The organism is Arthrobacter sp. 05N428_2 (assembly GCF_056397065.1).
Genome location: NZ_JBFTMR010000001.1, coordinates 138,705 through 156,376 on the forward strand (window position 1 = coordinate 138,705; position 17,672 = coordinate 156,376).

At 67.6% G+C, this 17,672-nt stretch carries 14 protein-coding genes and 1 pseudogene; 2 read left to right on the forward strand and 13 right to left on the reverse strand.

Annotation, left to right across the window (positions count from 1 at the left end; all coding sequences use genetic code 11):
• Positions 1-9 precede the first annotated feature (9 nt).
• Positions 10-1,206 carry a cytochrome P450 gene (locus AC1DGI_RS00690; RefSeq protein ID WP_476897382.1) on the reverse strand — a complete coding sequence of 399 codons (1,197 nt, stop codon included), beginning with the start codon at positions 1,204-1,206 and terminating at the stop codon, positions 10-12.
• Positions 1,207-1,311: 105 nt separating this feature from the next.
• Here AC1DGI_RS00690 and AC1DGI_RS00695 point away from each other — a divergent pair, with 105 nt between their 5' ends.
• Entirely contained in the window at positions 1,312-2,220 is a 909-nt protein-coding gene (locus AC1DGI_RS00695) for a LysR substrate-binding domain-containing protein (RefSeq protein WP_476897383.1), read from the forward strand.
• A 10-nt stretch (positions 2,221-2,230) separates the two neighbouring features.
• Here the strand turns inward: AC1DGI_RS00695 and AC1DGI_RS00700 are convergent, their stop codons facing one another.
• Genes AC1DGI_RS00700 through AC1DGI_RS00715 form a run of 4 tightly spaced genes read right to left on the reverse strand, consistent with a single transcriptional unit; the run spans position 2,231 to position 5,660 of the window.
• Positions 2,231-2,863, reverse strand: a complete 633-nt coding sequence (locus AC1DGI_RS00700) for a class I SAM-dependent methyltransferase (protein WP_476897384.1) — start codon at positions 2,861-2,863, stop codon at positions 2,231-2,233.
• A gap of 55 nt (positions 2,864-2,918) precedes the next feature.
• Positions 2,919-3,347, reverse strand: a complete 429-nt coding sequence (locus AC1DGI_RS00705) for a DUF1761 domain-containing protein (RefSeq protein ID WP_476897385.1) — start codon at positions 3,345-3,347, stop codon at positions 2,919-2,921.
• 55 nt (positions 3,348-3,402) lie between these two features.
• Complete coding sequence (locus tag AC1DGI_RS00710; protein ID WP_441399432.1) at positions 3,403-3,909, reverse strand: MarR family winged helix-turn-helix transcriptional regulator; 507 nt, start codon at positions 3,907-3,909, stop codon at positions 3,403-3,405.
• Between the two features lie 2 nt (positions 3,910-3,911).
• Complete coding sequence (locus AC1DGI_RS00715) at positions 3,912-5,660, reverse strand: AMP-binding protein (RefSeq protein WP_476897386.1); 1,749 nt, start codon at positions 5,658-5,660, stop codon at positions 3,912-3,914.
• A gap of 276 nt (positions 5,661-5,936) precedes the next feature.
• Between AC1DGI_RS00715 and AC1DGI_RS00720 the strand changes: the two genes are divergently transcribed.
• Positions 5,937-7,070, forward strand: a complete 1,134-nt coding sequence (locus tag AC1DGI_RS00720) for an acyl-CoA dehydrogenase family protein (protein ID WP_441399436.1) — start codon at positions 5,937-5,939, stop codon at positions 7,068-7,070.
• A 20-nt stretch (positions 7,071-7,090) separates the two neighbouring features.
• On the opposite strand, the gene AC1DGI_RS00725 is transcribed toward AC1DGI_RS00720, so the two are convergent.
• From AC1DGI_RS00725 to AC1DGI_RS00760, 8 genes and pseudogenes are all read right to left on the reverse strand, one after another.
• Entirely contained in the window at positions 7,091-8,863 is a 1,773-nt protein-coding gene (locus AC1DGI_RS00725) for a sensor domain-containing diguanylate cyclase (RefSeq protein ID WP_476897520.1), read from the reverse strand.
• An 11-nt stretch (positions 8,864-8,874) separates the two neighbouring features.
• Positions 8,875-9,482: pseudogene (locus AC1DGI_RS00730) on the reverse strand (DinB family protein).
• Between the two features lie 32 nt (positions 9,483-9,514).
• Positions 9,515-10,189: a response regulator gene (locus AC1DGI_RS00735; protein WP_476897387.1), complete on the reverse strand. Its 675-nt coding sequence runs from the start codon at positions 10,187-10,189 to the stop codon at positions 9,515-9,517.
• Positions 10,186-12,864 (reverse strand): DUF4118 domain-containing protein, encoded by a 2,679-nt coding sequence (locus AC1DGI_RS00740; RefSeq protein ID WP_476897388.1) that lies wholly within the window; start codon positions 12,862-12,864, stop codon positions 10,186-10,188. The genes AC1DGI_RS00735 and AC1DGI_RS00740 overlap by 4 nt, the downstream gene beginning before the upstream one ends.
• A gap of 12 nt (positions 12,865-12,876) precedes the next feature.
• Positions 12,877-13,506 carry a K(+)-transporting ATPase subunit C gene (gene kdpC / locus AC1DGI_RS00745; protein WP_476897389.1) on the reverse strand — a complete coding sequence of 210 codons (630 nt, stop codon included), beginning with the start codon at positions 13,504-13,506 and terminating at the stop codon, positions 12,877-12,879.
• A 9-nt stretch (positions 13,507-13,515) separates the two neighbouring features.
• The gene (gene kdpB, locus AC1DGI_RS00750; RefSeq protein WP_476897390.1) at positions 13,516-15,642 is read right to left on the reverse strand and encodes a potassium-transporting ATPase subunit KdpB; all 2,127 of its coding nucleotides are present in this window, start codon (positions 15,640-15,642) and stop codon (positions 13,516-13,518) included.
• Entirely contained in the window at positions 15,639-17,306 is a 1,668-nt protein-coding gene (gene kdpA, locus AC1DGI_RS00755; RefSeq protein ID WP_476897391.1) for a potassium-transporting ATPase subunit KdpA, read from the reverse strand. The genes kdpB and kdpA overlap by 4 nt, the downstream gene beginning before the upstream one ends.
• Positions 17,307-17,313: 7 nt before the next feature.
• A complete protein-coding gene (locus tag AC1DGI_RS00760; RefSeq protein WP_476897392.1) occupies positions 17,314-17,412 on the reverse strand; it encodes a potassium-transporting ATPase subunit F in 99 nt (32 codons plus the stop codon).
• Between the last annotated feature and the right edge of the window lie 260 nt (positions 17,413-17,672).

Sequence of the window (17,672 nt, forward strand, 5' to 3'; positions counted from 1 at the left end):
GGATTCTTTCTACTTGTCCCAGGTCACGGGAAGGGACGTCATGCCGCGGAAGACCCAGCCGGCGTCGACCGCTGCCTGCTCGGGGTCCAGACGGAGGTTCGGCAGGCCGCCGAAGAGCCGGGGGAGGGCCACCCCGGCGACCGATGCCCGGGCCACCCAGGTGCCGGCACAGAAATGGTTGCCGCCCCCGAACGCCAGGTGCGGCTTCTTCTCGCGGTTGATGTCAAAGGACTCCGGGTCGGTGAAGACCTTCGGGTCCCGGTTCGCCGCGCCGATGACGACGCCGAGCCGCGCGCCCTGCGGCAGCTGGATGCCTTCCAGCACAGTCTCCTTGGTGGTCTCGCGGGGATACATGCCGATCGGGGCGACCCAGCGGACGGCTTCCTCAAACGCGACGGCGAACAGCGCCGGGTCGGCTTTGACCTGGTCCAGCTGGGACGGGTTTTCCATCAGCGCCCAGGCCGCGACGCCGATCACGTCGCGCGGCTCGTTCAGGCCGCCGCCGATGGTCATTTTCATGTTGGCCCGGATGGCTTCCAGCGGAATCGGCATCGCGGCCAGGCCGGACAGCAGGCTGCCGTCCGGATTCTTGAGCAGGTACGGCAGGATTTCCTCGATGGCGTCGTCCACCTCGTCGTAGGACTTCTGCGACGCTGCCCAGACGTCCGGGTCGTCCGCGTAGTTGCCGGTGCCGTTGATCATGGTCTGGGACCAGCGCTGCATGTCCTCCTGGCTGGCATTGTGGAACCCCATGATCAGACGCAGATTTTCGGCGGCGTAGGGCGCTGCGTATTCGCTGATCAGGTCCGCTCCCGGGCCCGCGGCCCGCAGCCGGTCGAGGAAGGTCGCGCTGTTCTTTTCGAAGATCCCCGTCCAGGTCTCCTTGATGGCCTTGGGGCGCAGCACGGAACCGTAGGACTTGCGGTCCACGTCGTGCTCCGGGTCGTCCTTGCGCAGCATGGAGTGTCCCATGGCGCGTTTCATCAGCGAGCCGGTCTCATCGGCCGAAAACGTTTCCTGGTCGTTTTCGATCAGGTGGCAGGACTCGTAGCTGGTCACCATGTAGCGGCCGACTGCCGGCACCCAGTGCACGGGCGCTTCTTCCCGCATCCTCCGATAAATGGGGAACGGGTCCTTGTGGAGGTCGGCAATGGTGACCCAGTCCGCTACCGGGACCGGCTGTGCCACTGTTGTCTCGAGGGTCATCGTTGACTCCTGTCAGGGATGGATTTCCCCCAATGTGTCACACCCCATAACCATTGGTAAAGTTCATAAAAATCACCAATATCCCTAGAAATATTGAGGAATGGCATGGCGCGGTACACCCTTCGGCAGCTGGCGCACTTTGTTGCCGTGGCTGATACCGGCACAATTTCGGCTGCGGCCTTGAAGCTGCATCTCTCGCAGGGCGCGGTGTCCGCGGCGGTGACGGAGCTCGAACGGATCTTCAAGGTCCAGCTCATGGTCCGCCGGAAGGCCCACGGGGTGACGTTGACGCCCGCCGGGAAGCATCTTTATGCGCGCGCAGTGCTGTTGCTGTCCGACGCCGAGGAGCTGGAGCTCAGCGCTGCCAGCGGAGGCACGGAGCTGGCCGGTCCGCTGGTCATTGGTTGCTACCTGACCCTGGCGCCGACGGTCCTGCCGCCCCTGCTGGACGGGTTCACGGCCGCCCACCCGAAGGTGCGGCTCGAGTCCGTGGAGGGGACACAGAACGGGCTTCTGGACCGCCTGTCCGACGGCGAACTGGACTTGGCCGTCGTCTATGACACGGATCTGCCCGCGGCGCTGGGCGCGGTGGAGCTGTACAAGACGTCTGCCTACGCGCTGCTGCCGGCGGCGCACCGGCTGGCGGCCCAGTCCGAAGTCTCGCTGCACGATCTGGCTCCCGAACCGATGGTGCTGCTCGATGCGCCGCCCAGCAGCCACCACAGCCTCTCCCTGTTTGAGCGGGTCGGGGCGGAGCCAAATATCCGCTACCGCACCACCGACTTCGAAGTCACCCGCTCATTGGTGGGGCGGGGCCTGGGGTATTCCCTGCTCGTCCAGCATCCGGCGGTCGACACGAGCTATGAGGGACGGGCCCTGGTGGCCAGACCCCTGACCCCGGCGGTCAGGCCGCTGTCCGTGCAGATTATCTGGCCGCGGGCCGTACGCCTGACGGACCGCGCCCAGGCCATGGTCGAGTACGCCTCCGGCCTGCCCTGGGGCGCCGGCGGGTAGGGCGCCGGCGTCAGGCTCGGCGCCGGGCCCGGAGCACGGAGTCCTGGACCGTGACCTGGGCGCCGTCGGCGTCGCTGGTGGCCCGAGGCCGGGAAGTGCACGTGAGGATCTCCCAGTCACGCGGATCCAGTTCCGCCGCGATCTGCTCGGCGGTGAACAGGAGCCCGGGGGCTGAGGGCCGACGCACGCTGGTTTCCAGGTCCGAGGGGTGGTGGCCCACGATCAGCAGCGTCCCGCCAACGGCCACCGACCCGGCGAGCCCGCCGTACACCGGGTCCCGCTGGGCAGCCGGCAGGTGCAGGTACTGGGCCGAGACCAGGTCAAACGGGCCCTCCGGCGGCTGAGCGGCAACCAGGTCCAGATGCAGCCAGCTGATCCGCGCTGCCGTTTCCGGGTCATCGTCGACGGCGGCCGCCGCCCGCGCCAGGGCCACTGACGAGATGTCCACTGCCGTGACCCGCCAGCCATGGCGGGCGAGCCAGACGGCATCCGCGCCTTCCCCGGCACCGACATCCAGTGCGGATCCGGGCGCGAGGTCGGCGGCCTCGGCCACCAGCTGGGCGTTGGGCTGCCCGCTCCACACGGCTTGGTGCTCGCCGTGCTCGCGGTACCGTTCGTCCCAGAACGCTTCGTCAAAATCCATCAGGTCCTCCTTTGGGCGGCGCGGGTGGGGTGGCTGGACCCGCCGGGTCAGGACATCAGGCGGCGCTGATCCCGAACAGGCCGATGATCAGCGCCATCACCATCAGGGTCACGAGCTCATGGGCGCAGTTCAGGACCGTCAGTCCGGCGGGGCGGCCCTCGAACGCGTCGTGCGTGATGAAGCGGGCGGCGGTGAACCCGGCCCACAGGATCAGGGCGGTGAGCAGGGTGTTGGCCAGGAAGTTTCCGCCGTAGAAGTGCTGCGAGATGGCGGCGGCACCGGACAGCACCCAGGCGCTGACGAAGCTGACCACCAGCGTGACGAGGATGGGTTTGACTGCGTCCTTGGCGTCCCCGCTGGGCGTGACCTTGGCGACGCGCATCCAGTAGTTGCCGAACACCCTGGGCGTGTACCAGAGGGACCCGACCACCATGCTGGAGAGCGTGGCCAGCAAGACGGCCCAGATGTTGATCTCCGGAATCATTGTTCTCCTCGTGTCCGGGCCGTCCCGCAGATGGCCCGCACTCGCAGTGTAAGGCTTAGCCGCTGAAGTCCCCGGCATTGCGCCGGAAGTTGCCCAGGATACGGATCAGCTGGTCCACGTCTGGCTCCTCGAAACCGGACCGGCCGAATACCTCCGAGTTGAGCACCGCCGTCGCCCGCTTGGCGAGCGTGCGGCCCTCCGAGGTGAGCTCGATCAGCGTGGTCCGCCCGTCGGTGGGATGCGGTGACCGGATCACCAGCCCGGCATCCTGCAGCCGGTCCACGGCATTTGTCACCGAGGTGGGGTGCACCTGGAGCAACGCGCTCGCCTTGTTCATCGGCAACGCGCCGCTGCGGGCGAAGCTGAGCAGGGCTAGCAGTTCGTAGCGTGCGAAGGTCAGTCCGAACGGCTTGAGCGCCGTCTCGATCCGGGCCAGCAGGATCTGCTGGGTCCGCATCACGGCCGTGATGGCCGCCATCGGGGCGGCGACGTCGGCCCAGCCGTGCCGTTCCCAGTTCCGCTGGGCGTCGGCGATCGGATCGCGCGGCAGCGGGGCTCCCATGCCTACCCCTGGCCTTTCAGCCCGGGGAAGTCGGCTTCCGAGTACTCGATGCCCAGCCCCTCCGGGACGTCGCCGGCCCCGTGGCGCAGCTCCTCGTTGTGCCGCAGTTCCACCCGCCGGATCTTGCCGGAAATGGTCTTGGGCAGCTCGGCGAACTCGAGCCGGCGGATCCGTTTGAACGGGGCTAGATGCTCGCGGCAGTAGCGCAGGATGTCCTCGGCCAGCTCCGGGCCGGGCTCGTGACCGGCGGCCAGGACCACAAAGGCCTTGGGTACGGACAGCTTGAGCGGGTCCGGCGACGGGACGACGGCGGCCTCGGCCACCGCCGGGTGCTCGATAAGAACGCTTTCCAGTTCGAACGGGGAGAGCCGGTAGTCGGAGGACTTGAAGACGTCGTCGCCGCGGCCCACATAGGTGATGATGCCGCGTTCGTCCCGGCTGGCCATGTCCCCGGTGTGGTAGTACCCGTCGCGGAAGGCCTCCGCGGTCTTTTCCGGGTCCCCGTAGTAGGCCTTCATCAGCCCGACGGGCCGCGGGTCCAGGCGGAGGCAGAGCTCGCCGTCGTCGGCCTCCTCGCCGGTGGCGGGATCGACGAGGACGACGTCGTAGCCGGGCAGGGGTTTGCCCATGGCGCCGATCTTGATCGGCTGGCCGGGGGTGTTGGCGATCTGCACGGTGGTTTCGGTCTGGCCGAACCCGTCCCGGATGGTCTGGCCCCAGGCACGGTTGACCTGGTCGATGACCTCCGCGTTGAGCGGCTCGCCGGCCGAGACCACCTTGGTGGGCGGGTTCTTCAGCAGGGTCAGGTCGGCCTGAATCAGCATCCGCCAGACGGTCGGCGGGGCGCAGAAGCTCGTGACCCGTTCGCGGTCCATCTGCTCCATGAGCGCCTTGGCGTCGAAGCGTTCGTAGTTGTAGATGAACACGCAGGCCTCGGCGATCCAGGGCGTGAATACGTTGGACCAGGCGTGTTTGGCCCACCCCGGGGAGGCTACGTTGAGGTGCACATCGCCGGGTTCCATCCCGATCCAGAACATCGTGGACAGGTGACCCACCGGGTAGGAGGTGTGGGTGTGCTCCACGAGCTTGGCCTTGGACGTGGTCCCCGAGGTGAAGTACAGCAGCAGGGTCTCGTCGGCCAGGGTCGGTGCGTCCGGGGTGAAGTCGTACGGGGCGTCAGCCGCCTCGGTGTACTGCAGCGCGCCGGAGTCCGTGCCCCCGCGGCCGCCGGCGCCGGGTCCGGCGTCGGTGATCTCGATCAGCGTGTAGTCGCCCGGGACGCCGGCAAACTTGGCAATGTTGTCGCTCCCGACGGCGGCCCAGTTGGCCCCGCCGCGTTCCACCCGGTCCTGCAGGTCCGCCGGACCCATCAGGGTGGTGGTGGGGATCATCACGATCCCCAGCTTGATGCCGGCCAGCATCAGTTCCCACAGCTCCACCTGGTTGCCGAGCATGATGATCATCCGGTCCCCGCGCCGCACGCCGTTGCTGCGGAGCCAGTTGGCCACCTGCCCGGAGCGCGCCGAAAGGTCCGCGAAGCTGCGCCGCGTGGCGGTGCCGTCCTGCTCGACGATCACCAGGGCCGGCCGGTCGGCCTTGGCGGGGTCCGCCGCGATCTGGTCGAACCAGTCCAGGGCAAAGTTGAACTCCCGGAACCGGGGCCATTCGAATTCCTGGCGGGCGGCGGCGTAGTCCTCGCGGAGAGCCAGCAGCCGGTCCCTCGCGGCGCGGAATTCCTCAGTGACGGTCATGGTGCACCCTTCGCAGCCGGTAGCAGCCAGGCGGTCCGGAGCGGCCGCCACTGGCCTAGTGATCCATATCACTGTGCAATATACTAGGACATCCAAGGGTTTGGAAGAGTCGATGTTGCTGCCCAGGCGCGGCACATTACGAAGGGATGCGTGCCCGTGCAGACACAAGGAAGTGCCGTCGGTCAGACCGCCAGCGAGGCTGTGGCAGACCGCGGCGGCGACGAGGAAATTTTGGCACCTGTGCCGGCGGCGCCGCCGTTCCCGGACGCGGACCTGATGTACATCGTGGACCTGCTGCCCGCGGCTGAGCGGGCCCGGTACCAGGAGATCCGGGAGTTCCTGCAGACCCGGATCCGGGCGGCGTCGATCGACTACTGGAACCGCGAGGAATTCCCCTTCGGCCTGCTCGGGGAGCTGGGCGAGTACGGTCTGGGCGGGCTGCAGACGGACGGCACGTCCAAGCTCTTCAAAGGCCTCATGTATGTCGAGGTGGCCCGCGCCGACGTCTCGCTCTCGGCCCTGGTGGGGATCCACAACGAGTTGATCGTCGGGATGATCGACGAGCTCGGTTCGGAGGAGCAAAAGGCCCGCTGGCTCCCGGGACTCTGCGCGTTCACCCAGCTTGGCGCCTTCGCCCTGACCGAGCCGGAGCACGGCTCGGACATCGCCGGGGGACTGTCCACCACCGCGCGGCTGGAGAACGGCGAATGGGTCATCACCGGGGCCAAGCGCTGGATCGGCGCCGGCACCATCGCAGACTTCGCGCTGGTCTGGGCCCGCGACGTCGCGGACCAGCAGATCAAGGGCTTCATTGTGGAGACGGACCGGCCCGGCTACACCGCGACCAAGATCGAGAACAAGATCGGGCTGCGGATCATGCAGAACGCGGACATCGTCCTGGACGAGGTCCGGATCCCGGCAGCCAACCTGCTGCCTGGCGCCACGTCGTTTTCGCGCGCCAACGACCTGCTGCGCGACTCCCGGGCCTGGGTCGGCTGGCAGGGCGCCGGGATTCAGCTGGCCGCGTTCGACGTCGCCCGGGCTTACGCGCTGGAACGGCGGCAGTTTGGCAAGGAGCTGGCCCGCTTCCAGCTAGTCCAGCAGCAGCTCGCCGAAATCCTGGGCAACGCCAGCGCCTCGCTGTCGCTGATGGCGCAGCTGGCGCGGATCCAGCAGGAGGGCAAGCTCGAGATGGTCCAAGCCGCCATGGCGAAGTCCACCACCACCCGGCTGGCACGGGCCTCCGTCGCGATGGGGCGCTCGCTGTTGGGCGGCAACGGGATCAGCACCGACTACGAGATGGGCAAGCTCTTCGGCGACGCCGAAATCCTCTACACCTACGAGGGTAGCTACGAGATCAACTCGTTGATCGTGGCCCGGGCCGTGACCGGGAAGTCCGCCTTCGTTTAGTCAGCGTCGGCCGCCGGCAGTTAGCCTGCCGCGTAGCGCTCGCTGCGGTTCCGGCCGGCGTGCTTGGCCGCATACAGCGCCCGGTCCGCGCAGGCCAGGAGGCTGTGGCTGCCGGCGTCGCGGAGTTCGCAGACGCCGGCCGAGACCGTGAGTGAGCCGACGTCGCCGTACGGCTCTGCCTCGATGGCGGCGCGGGCCCGTTCCGCGGCGAGCAGGGCCTCCGCACCGTCGGTTCCGGGCAGCAGCCAGACGAATTCCTCGCCGCCGAAGCGGGCGACGATCTCGTCCTGCCGGGCGACGCCGCGGAGCCGTGCCGCGACGTCGGCCAGCACCATATCGCCAGTGAGGTGACCGAAGGTGTCATTGACCCTCTTGAAGTGGTCGATGTCCAGGACGACGGCGCTCAGGCTGCTTCCGCGGAAAACCGCCAGTTCGATCTCGTGTGAGAGGTGCTGCTCGAGGGCGCGCCGGTTGGGCAGGCCGGTGAGCTGGTCGGTGATGGCCTGCAGTTCCAGGCTGGCGCGGGCCTCCGTGTTGCCGATGGCGATTTCCACGAGTTCGGCGAACTGGGCCAGGCGTTCCAGCATGGCCTCGGTGACGCCTGTGGTGGACTTCGAGGTCAGGGTTACCACGCCCCACAGGCTGCCGTGCACCCGGATGGGGGCGCCCGCCGCGGACTTGAAACCGCCGGCCCGCATCTGCTCGGCGGCGGGTCCGCCTTCCGTTCCGTRGACCACCAGCGCGGGCTTCCCGGTGACCGCGACGCGGACGGTGGCCGAGCTGTCTGTGCGTGCGAAAACATGGGCGCGGCTCAGGGTGGGCGGCAGGGCGGGTGCCATCGCCACGATTTCCGCTGAGAGCGCCCCGGTGAAACGGACGACGGCGGCCGAATCCACGTGGAAGAGGTCCCTCACGATCGAAGCAACTTGCTCCGAAATGGCCGCAGGGGCGGCGTTGCGGGCGACGGCGGTGGCGATCTCGTGCAGCGCAGCCCACGTCTGTTCCTGCTGGAGCCGGTCGGTGACGTCGACCGCCACCACCATGCCGGCGGTTGCGTCGTCGTCGGAGTAAACCGGGCCGGCCTTCAGCTGGTAGGTCCGGGGTCCGATCCGCCGGCTCCAGGAGACCTCCCGGCCGGACAGCGCGGCGCGGTAGCGGGGTTCCAGCTCGTTCGCCAGCGCGCCGTCGAGCACGTCGTGGATGCGCCGTCCTTCCAGCTCGGCGGAACGGTAGCCGAAGGATTCCAGCTCTTGGCCTTCGGCGATCAAATAGCGCAGCTCTGAATCGAAGAGCAGGACAAAGACGCCCGGGACGCTGCGGGCCAGCGCCCGGTAGCGGTCCGTATCGCGTTGCTGCCGTCGTTCGGCCAGCACCCGCTCCGTGATGTCGGTGACCATCACGAAGAACCCCTGAACCCCGCCGTTCCCGCCGTCCCCGCCTTCGGGAACGTCCGGCATGTAGGAGACCTCAGCGAACCGCGTGACTCCGGCGGCGTTCGTGAGCGTGCGCTTGAAGAACTGCGGCTCGCCGTCGAGTGCCTTGGAGATGTGGGGGTAGTTCGCCTCGTACACGGCGTCGCTGAGCAGGTCGCGAAGGTGGATGCCGTGCAGTTCCTCTGCGGTGACCCCAAACCACTCACGGTAGGCGTCGTTAGCCAGGCGGTTGCGCAGATCGGAGTCCCAGTAGCCCACCATCGCCGGGAAGCCGTTGAGCACGGCCCGCAGCTGGGCCGGTACCTCGGGCAGCGACGGCCGCGGTGCGTTCTCCCGGGCCAGAGCGCCGTGAATATTCATTGCCACAGTATCTATTGTGGCGACGCCGGACGGGAAACCGGGGAAGCCGCTCGGGCAGCCGCCTCGATCCTTGCCCGGTGCGCAGCCCAATCCTCGGCCGTACGCGGCGTCAGGTTTGGGTCGCCGGGGCCCTTCCCGGCTGTCCCGTCGATGAGCTCGCGCAGGATGTCCGCATGGCCCAGATGCTGGGCCGTTTCGACGCACATGTGAACGAGGATCTGCTGCAGGGTGACCCGGCGGCGCTCCGCCGGCCACCAGGGCACCACGCCTTCGGCGTCGAGCGGAAGCGCGTCGATGGTGGCGTCGCTGAGGGCGGCCGCGGTGCGGTGCGGTGCAGTGCCACGATCTGGTCCCGGGTCTCGTCCGGGGTGACCCACAGGTCGGCATCCGGTTCGGCGTCGTCTTCGAGCCAGGGCAGCGGCTGGCCGTGGGGCCGGCCGAACACTTCGCCGAAGTAGCCGATCTCTACGCTGGCCACATGCTTGATCAGGCCCAGCAGGTTGGTTCCGGTGGGCGTCAGCGGCCGGCGGACGTTGTACTCGTCCAGGCCGTCGAGCTTGGCCAGCAGTTCTGTCCGGCGGAGGCGCAGGTAGCGGTGCAGAATTTCCTTCTCATTCATGCCCGGCATCCTACCCACCCGCCGCGGTCGGCTCAGGGCAGGAAGCGGTAGCCGATCCCGGCTTCGGTGAGCAGGTGCCGTGGATTGCCGGTGTCCGGCTCGAGCTTGCGGCGCAGCTGCGCCATGTACACGCGGAGATAATTGGTTTCTTTGGCGTAGGCCGGGCCCCACACCTCGGAGAGCAGCTGCTGCTGGGTGATCAGCTTCTCCGGGTTCCGGACCAGCACCGCCAGGATGTTCCACTCGGTCGGGGTCAGGCGGACGTCCTCGCCGTCGCGCGTGACGCGGTGCTTGCCGAGGTCCACGGTGAACTCATCTGTTGTGACCACCGGTTCGGGATCCGGGTCAACACTGCGGCGCAGGAGTGCCCGCAGCCGGGCCAGCAGTTCGTCCAGCCCGAACGGCTTCGTGATGTAGTCGTCGGCGCCGGCGTCGAGGGCCTCGACTTTGTCTTCGGAACCGTGACGGGCGGACAACACCAGCACGGGTACCCGGCTCCAGGTGCGGAGTTCGCGAAGGACCGTGGTGCCGTCGATGTCGGGCAGCCCTAGGTCCAGGATGATCAGCGCCAAGGGGCGCTGGGATGCCGTCAGCAGGGCGGAACGGCCGTCCGCCGCGGTCGTCACGTCGTAGCCGTGGGCCTTGAGCGTGATGCGGAGCGCCCTCAGCAGGTGCGGGTCATCATCGACCACCAGGACGGCGGTCATCCGGCGTCCGGCCCGGGCGTGAGCGGCAGTGTATGGCGGCGGCGCCCGAGGACCGACTGGGGCTCCACCGGGGCTTGGGCACGGCGTGCGTCGAAGGGCGTGCCGGCGGTCAGGGGAAGCCGGATGACCATGGTCAATCCGCCACCTGGTGACTCCTCCGCGGCCAGGCTTCCGCCCATGGCTTCGGTGAATCCTTTCGCGACGGCCAGTCCGAGTCCGATCCCGGTGGTCTGCTGCGTGTCATCGAGCCGCTGGAACGGACGGAACATCTCGACCACCCTCTCCGCCGGGACGCCCCGGCCGTGGTCGATGATCCGCAACTCGCCAGCAGGACGCCGGTCGAGAATCGTTGGGCTGAGGCCGCCGGCCGTCCCTACCAGGACAATATCTGAATCCGGGGCGTATTTCACCGCGTTTTCGACGATGTTCGCGATGACCCTTTCCAGCATTCCCGGGTCCGCTTCGATCTCGGGCATGTTGGCGGGCATGTCCACCCGAACCGTGCCCTCTGGGACGGCGCTGAGGGCTGCCGGGATCACCTCGAACCAGCGCACCGGCCTGAGCAATGGATTCACGGCATCCGAGGTGATCCGGGACATGTCCAGCAGGTTGCCGACAAGGGCGTCCAGGCGGTCCGAGCACTCCTCGATCGTTGCCAGCAGCTCCTGCTGCTCATCCGGCGTGTACCGGGTGCCGTCATGGCGAAGGCCGCCGACGGCGAGCTTAATCCCGGCCAGCGGGGTGCGCAGGTCGTGGGATACGGCGCGCAGGATGGAGGTCCGCATCGTGTTGCTCTCGGCCAGGCGCAGCATCTCCCGGCGGCTGGCAACGAGCTGCTGGCGCTCAAGCTGGGCCGCCAAATGGACGCCAAAGACCCCCAAGAGTCGCCGGTCACTCGCCGGCAGGATCCGCCCGAACAGCACCACGCGCGTGGAGGCATCGATCTCCTCGACGTTCTCACCCCTTGCGTCGCCGCCCCGCACTCCCTCCACATCAGCCGGGACCTCGCCCGCCGTGGCGAGCAACCGCCATGGTGGTCCGCTGCCCGCGCCCGCGGTGCCGGCACCGCCGTCGGACTCACGGGTGAACAACGCGGTGCCCCTGACTTGGAAGACGTCCAGCGCCTGCTCCAACAGCGCCTGGACGGTGTCCTCCGACCCGGCGGCGCCGCGGGTCAAATCACCCAGCGTCGTGGCCTCGGCACGGGCTCGGGCCGCCTCCTTGGAACGGCGGGCAGAAAGGTCGACGACGACCGCAACGGCTGCCGAAACGCCCACGAACACCAGCAGGGCGAGGAAGTTCTGCGGATCCCTGATAGTCAAGTTGCCGAGGGGCGGGGTAGAGAAGTAGTTCACCAGGAGGCTGCTCCAGAGCGCGGCGAGGATGGCAGGCCAGAGGCCTCCGACGAGGGCTACGGCAATCGACCCGCTAAGCTGCACCAGCATCACGGTGGCAACGTTCCGTCCCGGGTTGAGGAACAGCAGGAAGAGCTGCAGGACGGCCGGGAGCACGACGGCCAGGGCGAATCCCACCGTCACCCGGACACGGCCGAGATCCCGTTGCCGGGATGGTCGCGAGCCACGCCCTCCGAGCGGGTGCGAGACCATGTGGACGTCGATGTCGCCGGAATCCCGGACCACCCGCGTGCCGACGCCTCCGCCAAGAAGGTTTTCCAGCAGGGCGGACACCTTGTTACGCCGGGAGATTCCCACGACGATTTGGGTAGCGTTGACGCTGCGGGCGAAGTCCAGCAACGCGGCCGCAGGATCCTCGCCGGTCACAATGTGGTAGCTGCCGCCGAGGTCCTGGATCAAATGGCGTTGGGCTTCGAGCGCCTGCGGGGACTCGTTGGCCACCCCGTCCGCCACCCGGACATGCACCGCCAGCAGGTCACCACCGTTGACCCGGTTGAGGATCCTGGCGCCCCGTCGGATGAGGACGTCTCCTTCCGGGCCGCCGGTCAGTCCCACCACGATGCGCTCGCGGGCCGGCCAGCTTTCCTCGATGCCGTTTTCGGCCCGGTATTTGGCCAGGCCCTCGTCCACACGGTCCGCCAGCCACAGGAGCGCCAGCTCCCGCAAGGCGGTGAGGTTGCCCAGCCGGAAGTAGTTCGAGAGGGCGGCGTCGATCTTTTCGGGCGCGTAGATCTTCCCGTCGCCCAGACGCTGGCGGAGCAGTTCGGGGGAGATGTCCACGAGGTGGATCTGGTCCGCCCGGCGGACGACATCGTCAGGGACCGTCTCCGCTTGGTGGACGTCGGTGATGGCGCTGACGACGTCGCCCAGGGATGCGAGATGCTGGATATTGACGGTGGACAGGACGTCGATCCCCGCGTCCAGCAGCGCGTCGACATCCTGCCAGCGTTTGGGATTGCGGCTGCCGGGGATGTTGGAGTGGGCGTATTCGTCCACCACCGCGGTGCCCGGTGCCCGGGCCAGGACGGCGTCCAGGTCCATCTCTTCAAACGCAGTACCCCGGTAGGGCAGGCGCTTGGGCGGGATGACTTCGAGACCGTCCAGGAGCGCGCGCGTTTCGCTGCGCCCGTGGTCCATGGCGAACGCGACGACGACGTCCGTCCCGCGCTTGCCCAGCCGATGCGCTTCTTCGAGCATCTCGTAGGTCTTGCCGACCCCAGGCGCTGCCCCTAGGAAGATGCGCAGCGTTCCACGTGCCATGCCGTCATTCTTTCACTTGGATCGCGGCGACTTCGACGCCTGGGCGGCAGCGGCCACATCGAGGTTCAAGGCGGTCACATTGACGGATGGCTGGCCGAGGAAGGCCTCAAGGCCGTCGCTGGTGTGCCGGCCGACCAGCGACCCGACGACGTCGGTGCTCAGGCCCTGTGCCGCCGCCACCCGCGGAACCTGAAGCCGGGCGTACGCAGGGGAGATGTCAGGGTCCAGTCCTGACCCGCTGGACGTCACGGCGTCTGCGGGCACCTCGGCCTCGCTGACCCGTTCGGCGGCGGCGACGGCGGCCCGGTTCGCGGCCACGGCGGCGAGCAGTGTCGGATCGTTGGGGCCCAGATTCGACGCCGAGGACGACGCCGGGTCCCACTTGACGGCGGAAGGCCGGGCGTGGAACCACCGAGGGTCCTGGGCTCCCGCATCGTTGGCGGAGGCCTGGACGATCAGGGCGGAGGCCGCCGGCGCGCCGGCGCTGTCCTTGATGATGGAGCCGTTGGCCTGGTGGGGGGCGATCAGCTGCCCGACGCCGAATACGGCCAAGGGATAGGCCACGCCAAGGACGATCGTGGCGAAAAGCAGGAACCGGACGGCTGTTCCGAGCTGTCGGAGGTAGCCGGTGAGAATGTTCATGGGACGCTCCTAGCCAATTCCGGGGATGAGGGAGATCAGGAGGTCGATGATCTTGATGCCGATGAAGGGGGCGATGAGCCCGCCGAGCCCGTAGATCAACAGGTTCCGGGCCAGTGCCTGGTTGGCGGACACGGCACGGTATTTGACGCCGCGGAGCGCGAGCGGCACCAGGGCGATGATGATCAGGGCGTTGAAGATCACCGCCGAGAGGATGGCTGAGGACGGTGTGGCGAGGCCCATGATATTCAGCAGCCCGAGCCCGGGGAAGGTGGCCGTGAAGAGGGCCGGGACGATCGCGAAGTACTTGGCGACGTCGTTGGCCACCGAGAACGTGGTCAGGGCGCCGCGGGTGATGAGGAGCTGCTTGCCGATGCCGACGATGTTGATGAGCTTGGTGGGGTCGGAGTCGAGGTCCACCATGTTGGCGGCGTCCTTGGCGGCCGGGGTGCCGGAGTTCATGGCGACGCCGACGTCGGCCGCGGCCAGGGCCGGGGCGTCGTTGGTGCCGTCTCCGGTCATGGCCACGAGCCGGCCTGCGGCCTGTTCCTTTTTGATGACCGCGAGTTTGTCCTCCGGAGTTGCTTCGGCCAGGAAGTCGTCCACCCCGGCCTCGGCGGCTATGGCCTTGGCGGTGATGGGGTTGTCGCCGGTGATCATCACGGTCCGGATGCCCATTTGCCGCAGTTCGGCGAAGCGGGCGTGCATGCCGGGTTTGACGACGTCGGCGAGGTGGATGGTTCCCAGGATGTCCGCGCGGCCATCCTTGCCCACCTGGGCGACGAGCAGAGGTGTGCCGCCCTGGGCGGAAATTTCGTTGACCCTGTGGTCGACCTCCGCCGGGGAGTGTCCGCCGTATTCGGCAACGAATGCCATCACCGCGGAGGCTGCGCCTTTTCGGATTTGGAGCCCGTCCAGGTCCAGCCCGCTCATGCGCGTGCTGGCGCTGAACGCAACCACCGCAAAATCGCCAGAGCTGCGTTCAAGGGTGGCCAGATCCTGCCCCGTTACGCCCTTGTCGGCGGCAAGGTCCACGATCGAACGGCCCTCGGGGGTGTCGTCGGCCAGGCTGCAGACCCGGGCCGCTTCGATGAGCCGGGTCCGCTCGACATGGTCGGCGGGGAAGAAATTGACGGCGCGGCGGTTGCCGTACGTGATGGTCCCCGTCTTGTCGAGCAGGAGGGTGGTGATGTCTCCGGCGGTTTCCACGGCGCGGCCGGAGGTGGCGAGCACGTTGTGCTGGACCAGCCGGTCCATCCCGGCGATGCCGATTGCCGGGACCAGCGCGCCGATGGTGGTGGGGATCAGGCAGACCAGCAGGGCCACCAGCACGATCGGGGACGGCGTGGCGCCGGCCAAGGCGGCAAACGGGGCCAGCGACATGCTCACGGCCAGGAACACGATGGTCAGGGATACGAGCAACACGTGAAGCGCGATCTCGTTGGGGGTCTTCTGCCGGACTGCGCCCTCGACCAGCTTGATCATTCGGTCAATGAACGTCTCGCCGGGGGCCGCTGTGATCCGGATAACGATCCGGTCCGAGAGGACCTTCGTGCCGCCGGTGACGGAGCAGCGGTCGCCGCCGGATTCGCGGATGACAGGCGCCGATTCGCCGGTGATGGTCGATTCATCGACGCTGGCCAGGCCTTCGATGATTTCGCCGTCCGAGGGGATGACATCCCCGGCTTCGCAGACTACAACGTCATTGAGCCTCAGCTCCGTCCCCGGGACGTCCCTGGTAGTGCCGTCGGGCAACCGGAGCCGGGCCATCACACCCTTGCGGCTGGCGCGGAGGCTGTCAGCCTGGGCTTTGCCGCGGCCCTCGGCGATGGCCTCGGACAGAGTGCCGAAGAGGACGGTGAGCCACAGCCACGCGGTGACGGCGATGCCGAAGACTGAAGGCTGGTACAGGGAAATCGCCGTGCATAGGGCCGCCCCCACCAATACGGTGAACATGACCGGGGAATGGACCATCTGCCGGGGCGCGAGCTTCCTTACGGCCAGCGGCAGCGCCGCGGCGACGGACGCGAGCGTCAGTTTCGCCGGGGCTTTGGTGTGGTGTTTGTGTTCGCCGGGGGTGCCGAGCGGGTTGCCGTCGGCGTAGGTTTGGGCGGCGGTGTCCGTCCGGGACGGGGTCATTTGACGAGTCCTTCTGCAAGGGGTCCAAGGGCGACGGCCGGAAAATAGCTCAGAGCGGTCAGGATCACTGTGACGCCGAGCAGCAATCCGGTGAACAGCGGGCCGTGGGTGGGGACGGTGCCGGCGGAGACGGGAATCTTGCCCTGTCGGGCGAGGGAGCCGGCGAGAGCGAGCACCAGGACAATCGGGAGGAAGCGGCCCAGGAGCATCGCCAGGCTCATCATTGTGGATAGGAAGGGCCCCGACGTGGTGATGCCGCCGAAAGCGGAGCCGTTGTTGTTGGCCCCGGAGGTGAAGGCGTAGAGCACTTCGCTGAACTGGTGCGGCCCCGTGGCTGGTGCGTTTGCCATGGCATCCGGTAACAGGACGGTGATGCCGGACAGGGCCAGGACAACGGTCGGGGTGACGAGGATGTACATCGCGGCCAGCTTCATTTCCATCGGGCCGATCTTCTTGCCCAGGTACTCGGGGGTGCGCCCGACCATGAGGCCGGCGATGAACACGGAAATGATGGCCAGGATCAGCATGCCGTAGAGCCCGGATCCGGTCCCGCCGGGGGCGATTTCGCCGAGCATCATGTTGACCATGGCCACCCCGCCAGCCAGCGGCGGCAGCGAATCGTGGGCGACGTTGACCGCCCCGGTGGAGGTCAGCGTGGTGGAGGTGGCGAAGATCGCGCTTGGCGCGGGGCCGAAGCGCTGTTCAAAGCCCTCGCCCAGTCCGCCGGCCGCCGTCGTCGCGGTTCCCTGGCCGGTGGAGAGGGCCCAACCCATCAGGGAAACCGATGCCAGCCACAGGGTGCCCATGACAGCGGCGACCGTGTAGCCCTGTTTCTGGTCCCCGACCATCCGGCCGAAGGCGTAGGGGAGCGCCGAGGGGATGAGCAGGAGCAGGATTACCTCAAAGAGGTTGGTGAAGGCATTGGGGTTCTCGAACGGGTGGGCGGAGTTGGCATTGAAGTAGCCGCCGCCGTTGGTCCCGAGTTCCTTGATGGCTTCCTGGGACGCGACAGGTCCGCCGGGAATGCTCTGGCTGACCCCGGAAACCTGGTTGGTGAGGTTGGTCGGCCAAAAATTCTGCACCACGCCGCCAAGGACCAGCACCACTGCCGCGACGAACGCGATCGGCAGCAGGATCCGGAAGGAGGTCCTGGCCAGGTCCACCCAGAAATTGCCCAGCCGCTGCGTCCTGGTGCGGGCAATGCCCCGGATGAGAGCGACGACGACGACGATGCCGACCGCGGCGGAGAGGAAGTTCTGCACGGCCAGCGAGGTCATCTGTACGAAGATCCCGACTGTCGTCTCGGGTACGTAGGTCTGCCAGTCCGTGTTGGTCACGAAGGAAATCGCCGTATTCATGGCCACCCATGGGTCAACGCCGGGCAGCGATCCGCTGCCCGGCAGGACGCCCTGGAACCGCTGCAGGCCGAACACGGCCAGGATCGAGACGGCGGAGAACACCAGCACGCTGCGCAGGTACACCGCCCAAGTCTGGTCGGTGGCGGCGTCAACCCCGGAGAGCCGGTAGAACAGACGTTCGGGCCGGCTGGAGGCCGTGCCCTCGAAGACCCTGGCCAGGTAGATCCCGAAGGGTTTGTGGATGGCGGCCAGGACAATGACAATTGTGCCCGCTTGGACAACGAACGACACGGTGTTGAAACTCATGATCCGCTCACCACTTTTCCGGGTGGATCAGGACCGCGAGCAGGTAGCCGAAAAGGGCCAGCCCGGCGAACAGCAGGACAAGCCACATGATCGCGTCGGCGCTCATCGCCCGCCCTCGGGCCGGTCCCCGGCCGCGCCGACCATCCCGGCCAGGATGTGGCCAATCCACATGACGAACCCCATGGATACCATGAGGATTCCGATAACAGCCAGATCGGCCATTGCAGGTTCCTTTCGTCTGCGCCCCGTTTGCGGGACTACAGACAGTCAACTCCCCTCCAGAGTCGAATAGCCGGTTCCTGATGGATTCTTAACACCTTGTGGGACGACCTTGACGCCGCCCTAACGCGCGCGGAAAGTGGCGGG

Coding starts and splice junctions, on each gene's coding strand:
- kdpA (WP_476897391.1), bottom strand. CDS start 17,306: ATGAGTTTCAACACCGTGTCGTTCGTTGTCCAAGCGGGCACAATTGTC.
- AC1DGI_RS00700 (WP_476897384.1), bottom strand. CDS start 2,863: ATGGATTTTGACGAAGCGTTCTGGGACGAACGGTACCGCGAGCACGGC.
- AC1DGI_RS00695 (WP_476897383.1), top strand. CDS start 1,312: ATGGCGCGGTACACCCTTCGGCAGCTGGCGCACTTTGTTGCCGTGGCT.
- AC1DGI_RS00760 (WP_476897392.1), bottom strand. CDS start 17,412: ATGAGCGCCGACGCGATCATGTGGCTTGTCCTGCTGTTCGCCGGGCTG.
- AC1DGI_RS00715 (WP_476897386.1), bottom strand. CDS start 5,660: ATGACCGTCACTGAGGAATTCCGCGCCGCGAGGGACCGGCTGCTGGCT.
- AC1DGI_RS00735 (WP_476897387.1), bottom strand. CDS start 10,189: ATGACCGCCGTCCTGGTGGTCGATGATGACCCGCACCTGCTGAGGGCG.
- kdpC (WP_476897389.1), bottom strand. CDS start 13,506: ATGAACATTCTCACCGGCTACCTCCGACAGCTCGGAACAGCCGTCCGG.
- AC1DGI_RS00740 (WP_476897388.1), bottom strand. CDS start 12,864: ATGGCACGTGGAACGCTGCGCATCTTCCTAGGGGCAGCGCCTGGGGTC.
- AC1DGI_RS00720 (WP_441399436.1), top strand. CDS start 5,937: ATGTACATCGTGGACCTGCTGCCCGCGGCTGAGCGGGCCCGGTACCAG.
- AC1DGI_RS00710 (WP_441399432.1), bottom strand. CDS start 3,909: ATGGGAGCCCCGCTGCCGCGCGATCCGATCGCCGACGCCCAGCGGAAC.
- AC1DGI_RS00690 (WP_476897382.1), bottom strand. CDS start 1,206: ATGACCCTCGAGACAACAGTGGCACAGCCGGTCCCGGTAGCGGACTGG.
- kdpB (WP_476897390.1), bottom strand. CDS start 15,642: ATGACCCCGTCCCGGACGGACACCGCCGCCCAAACCTACGCCGACGGC.
- AC1DGI_RS00705 (WP_476897385.1), bottom strand. CDS start 3,347: ATGATTCCGGAGATCAACATCTGGGCCGTCTTGCTGGCCACGCTCTCC.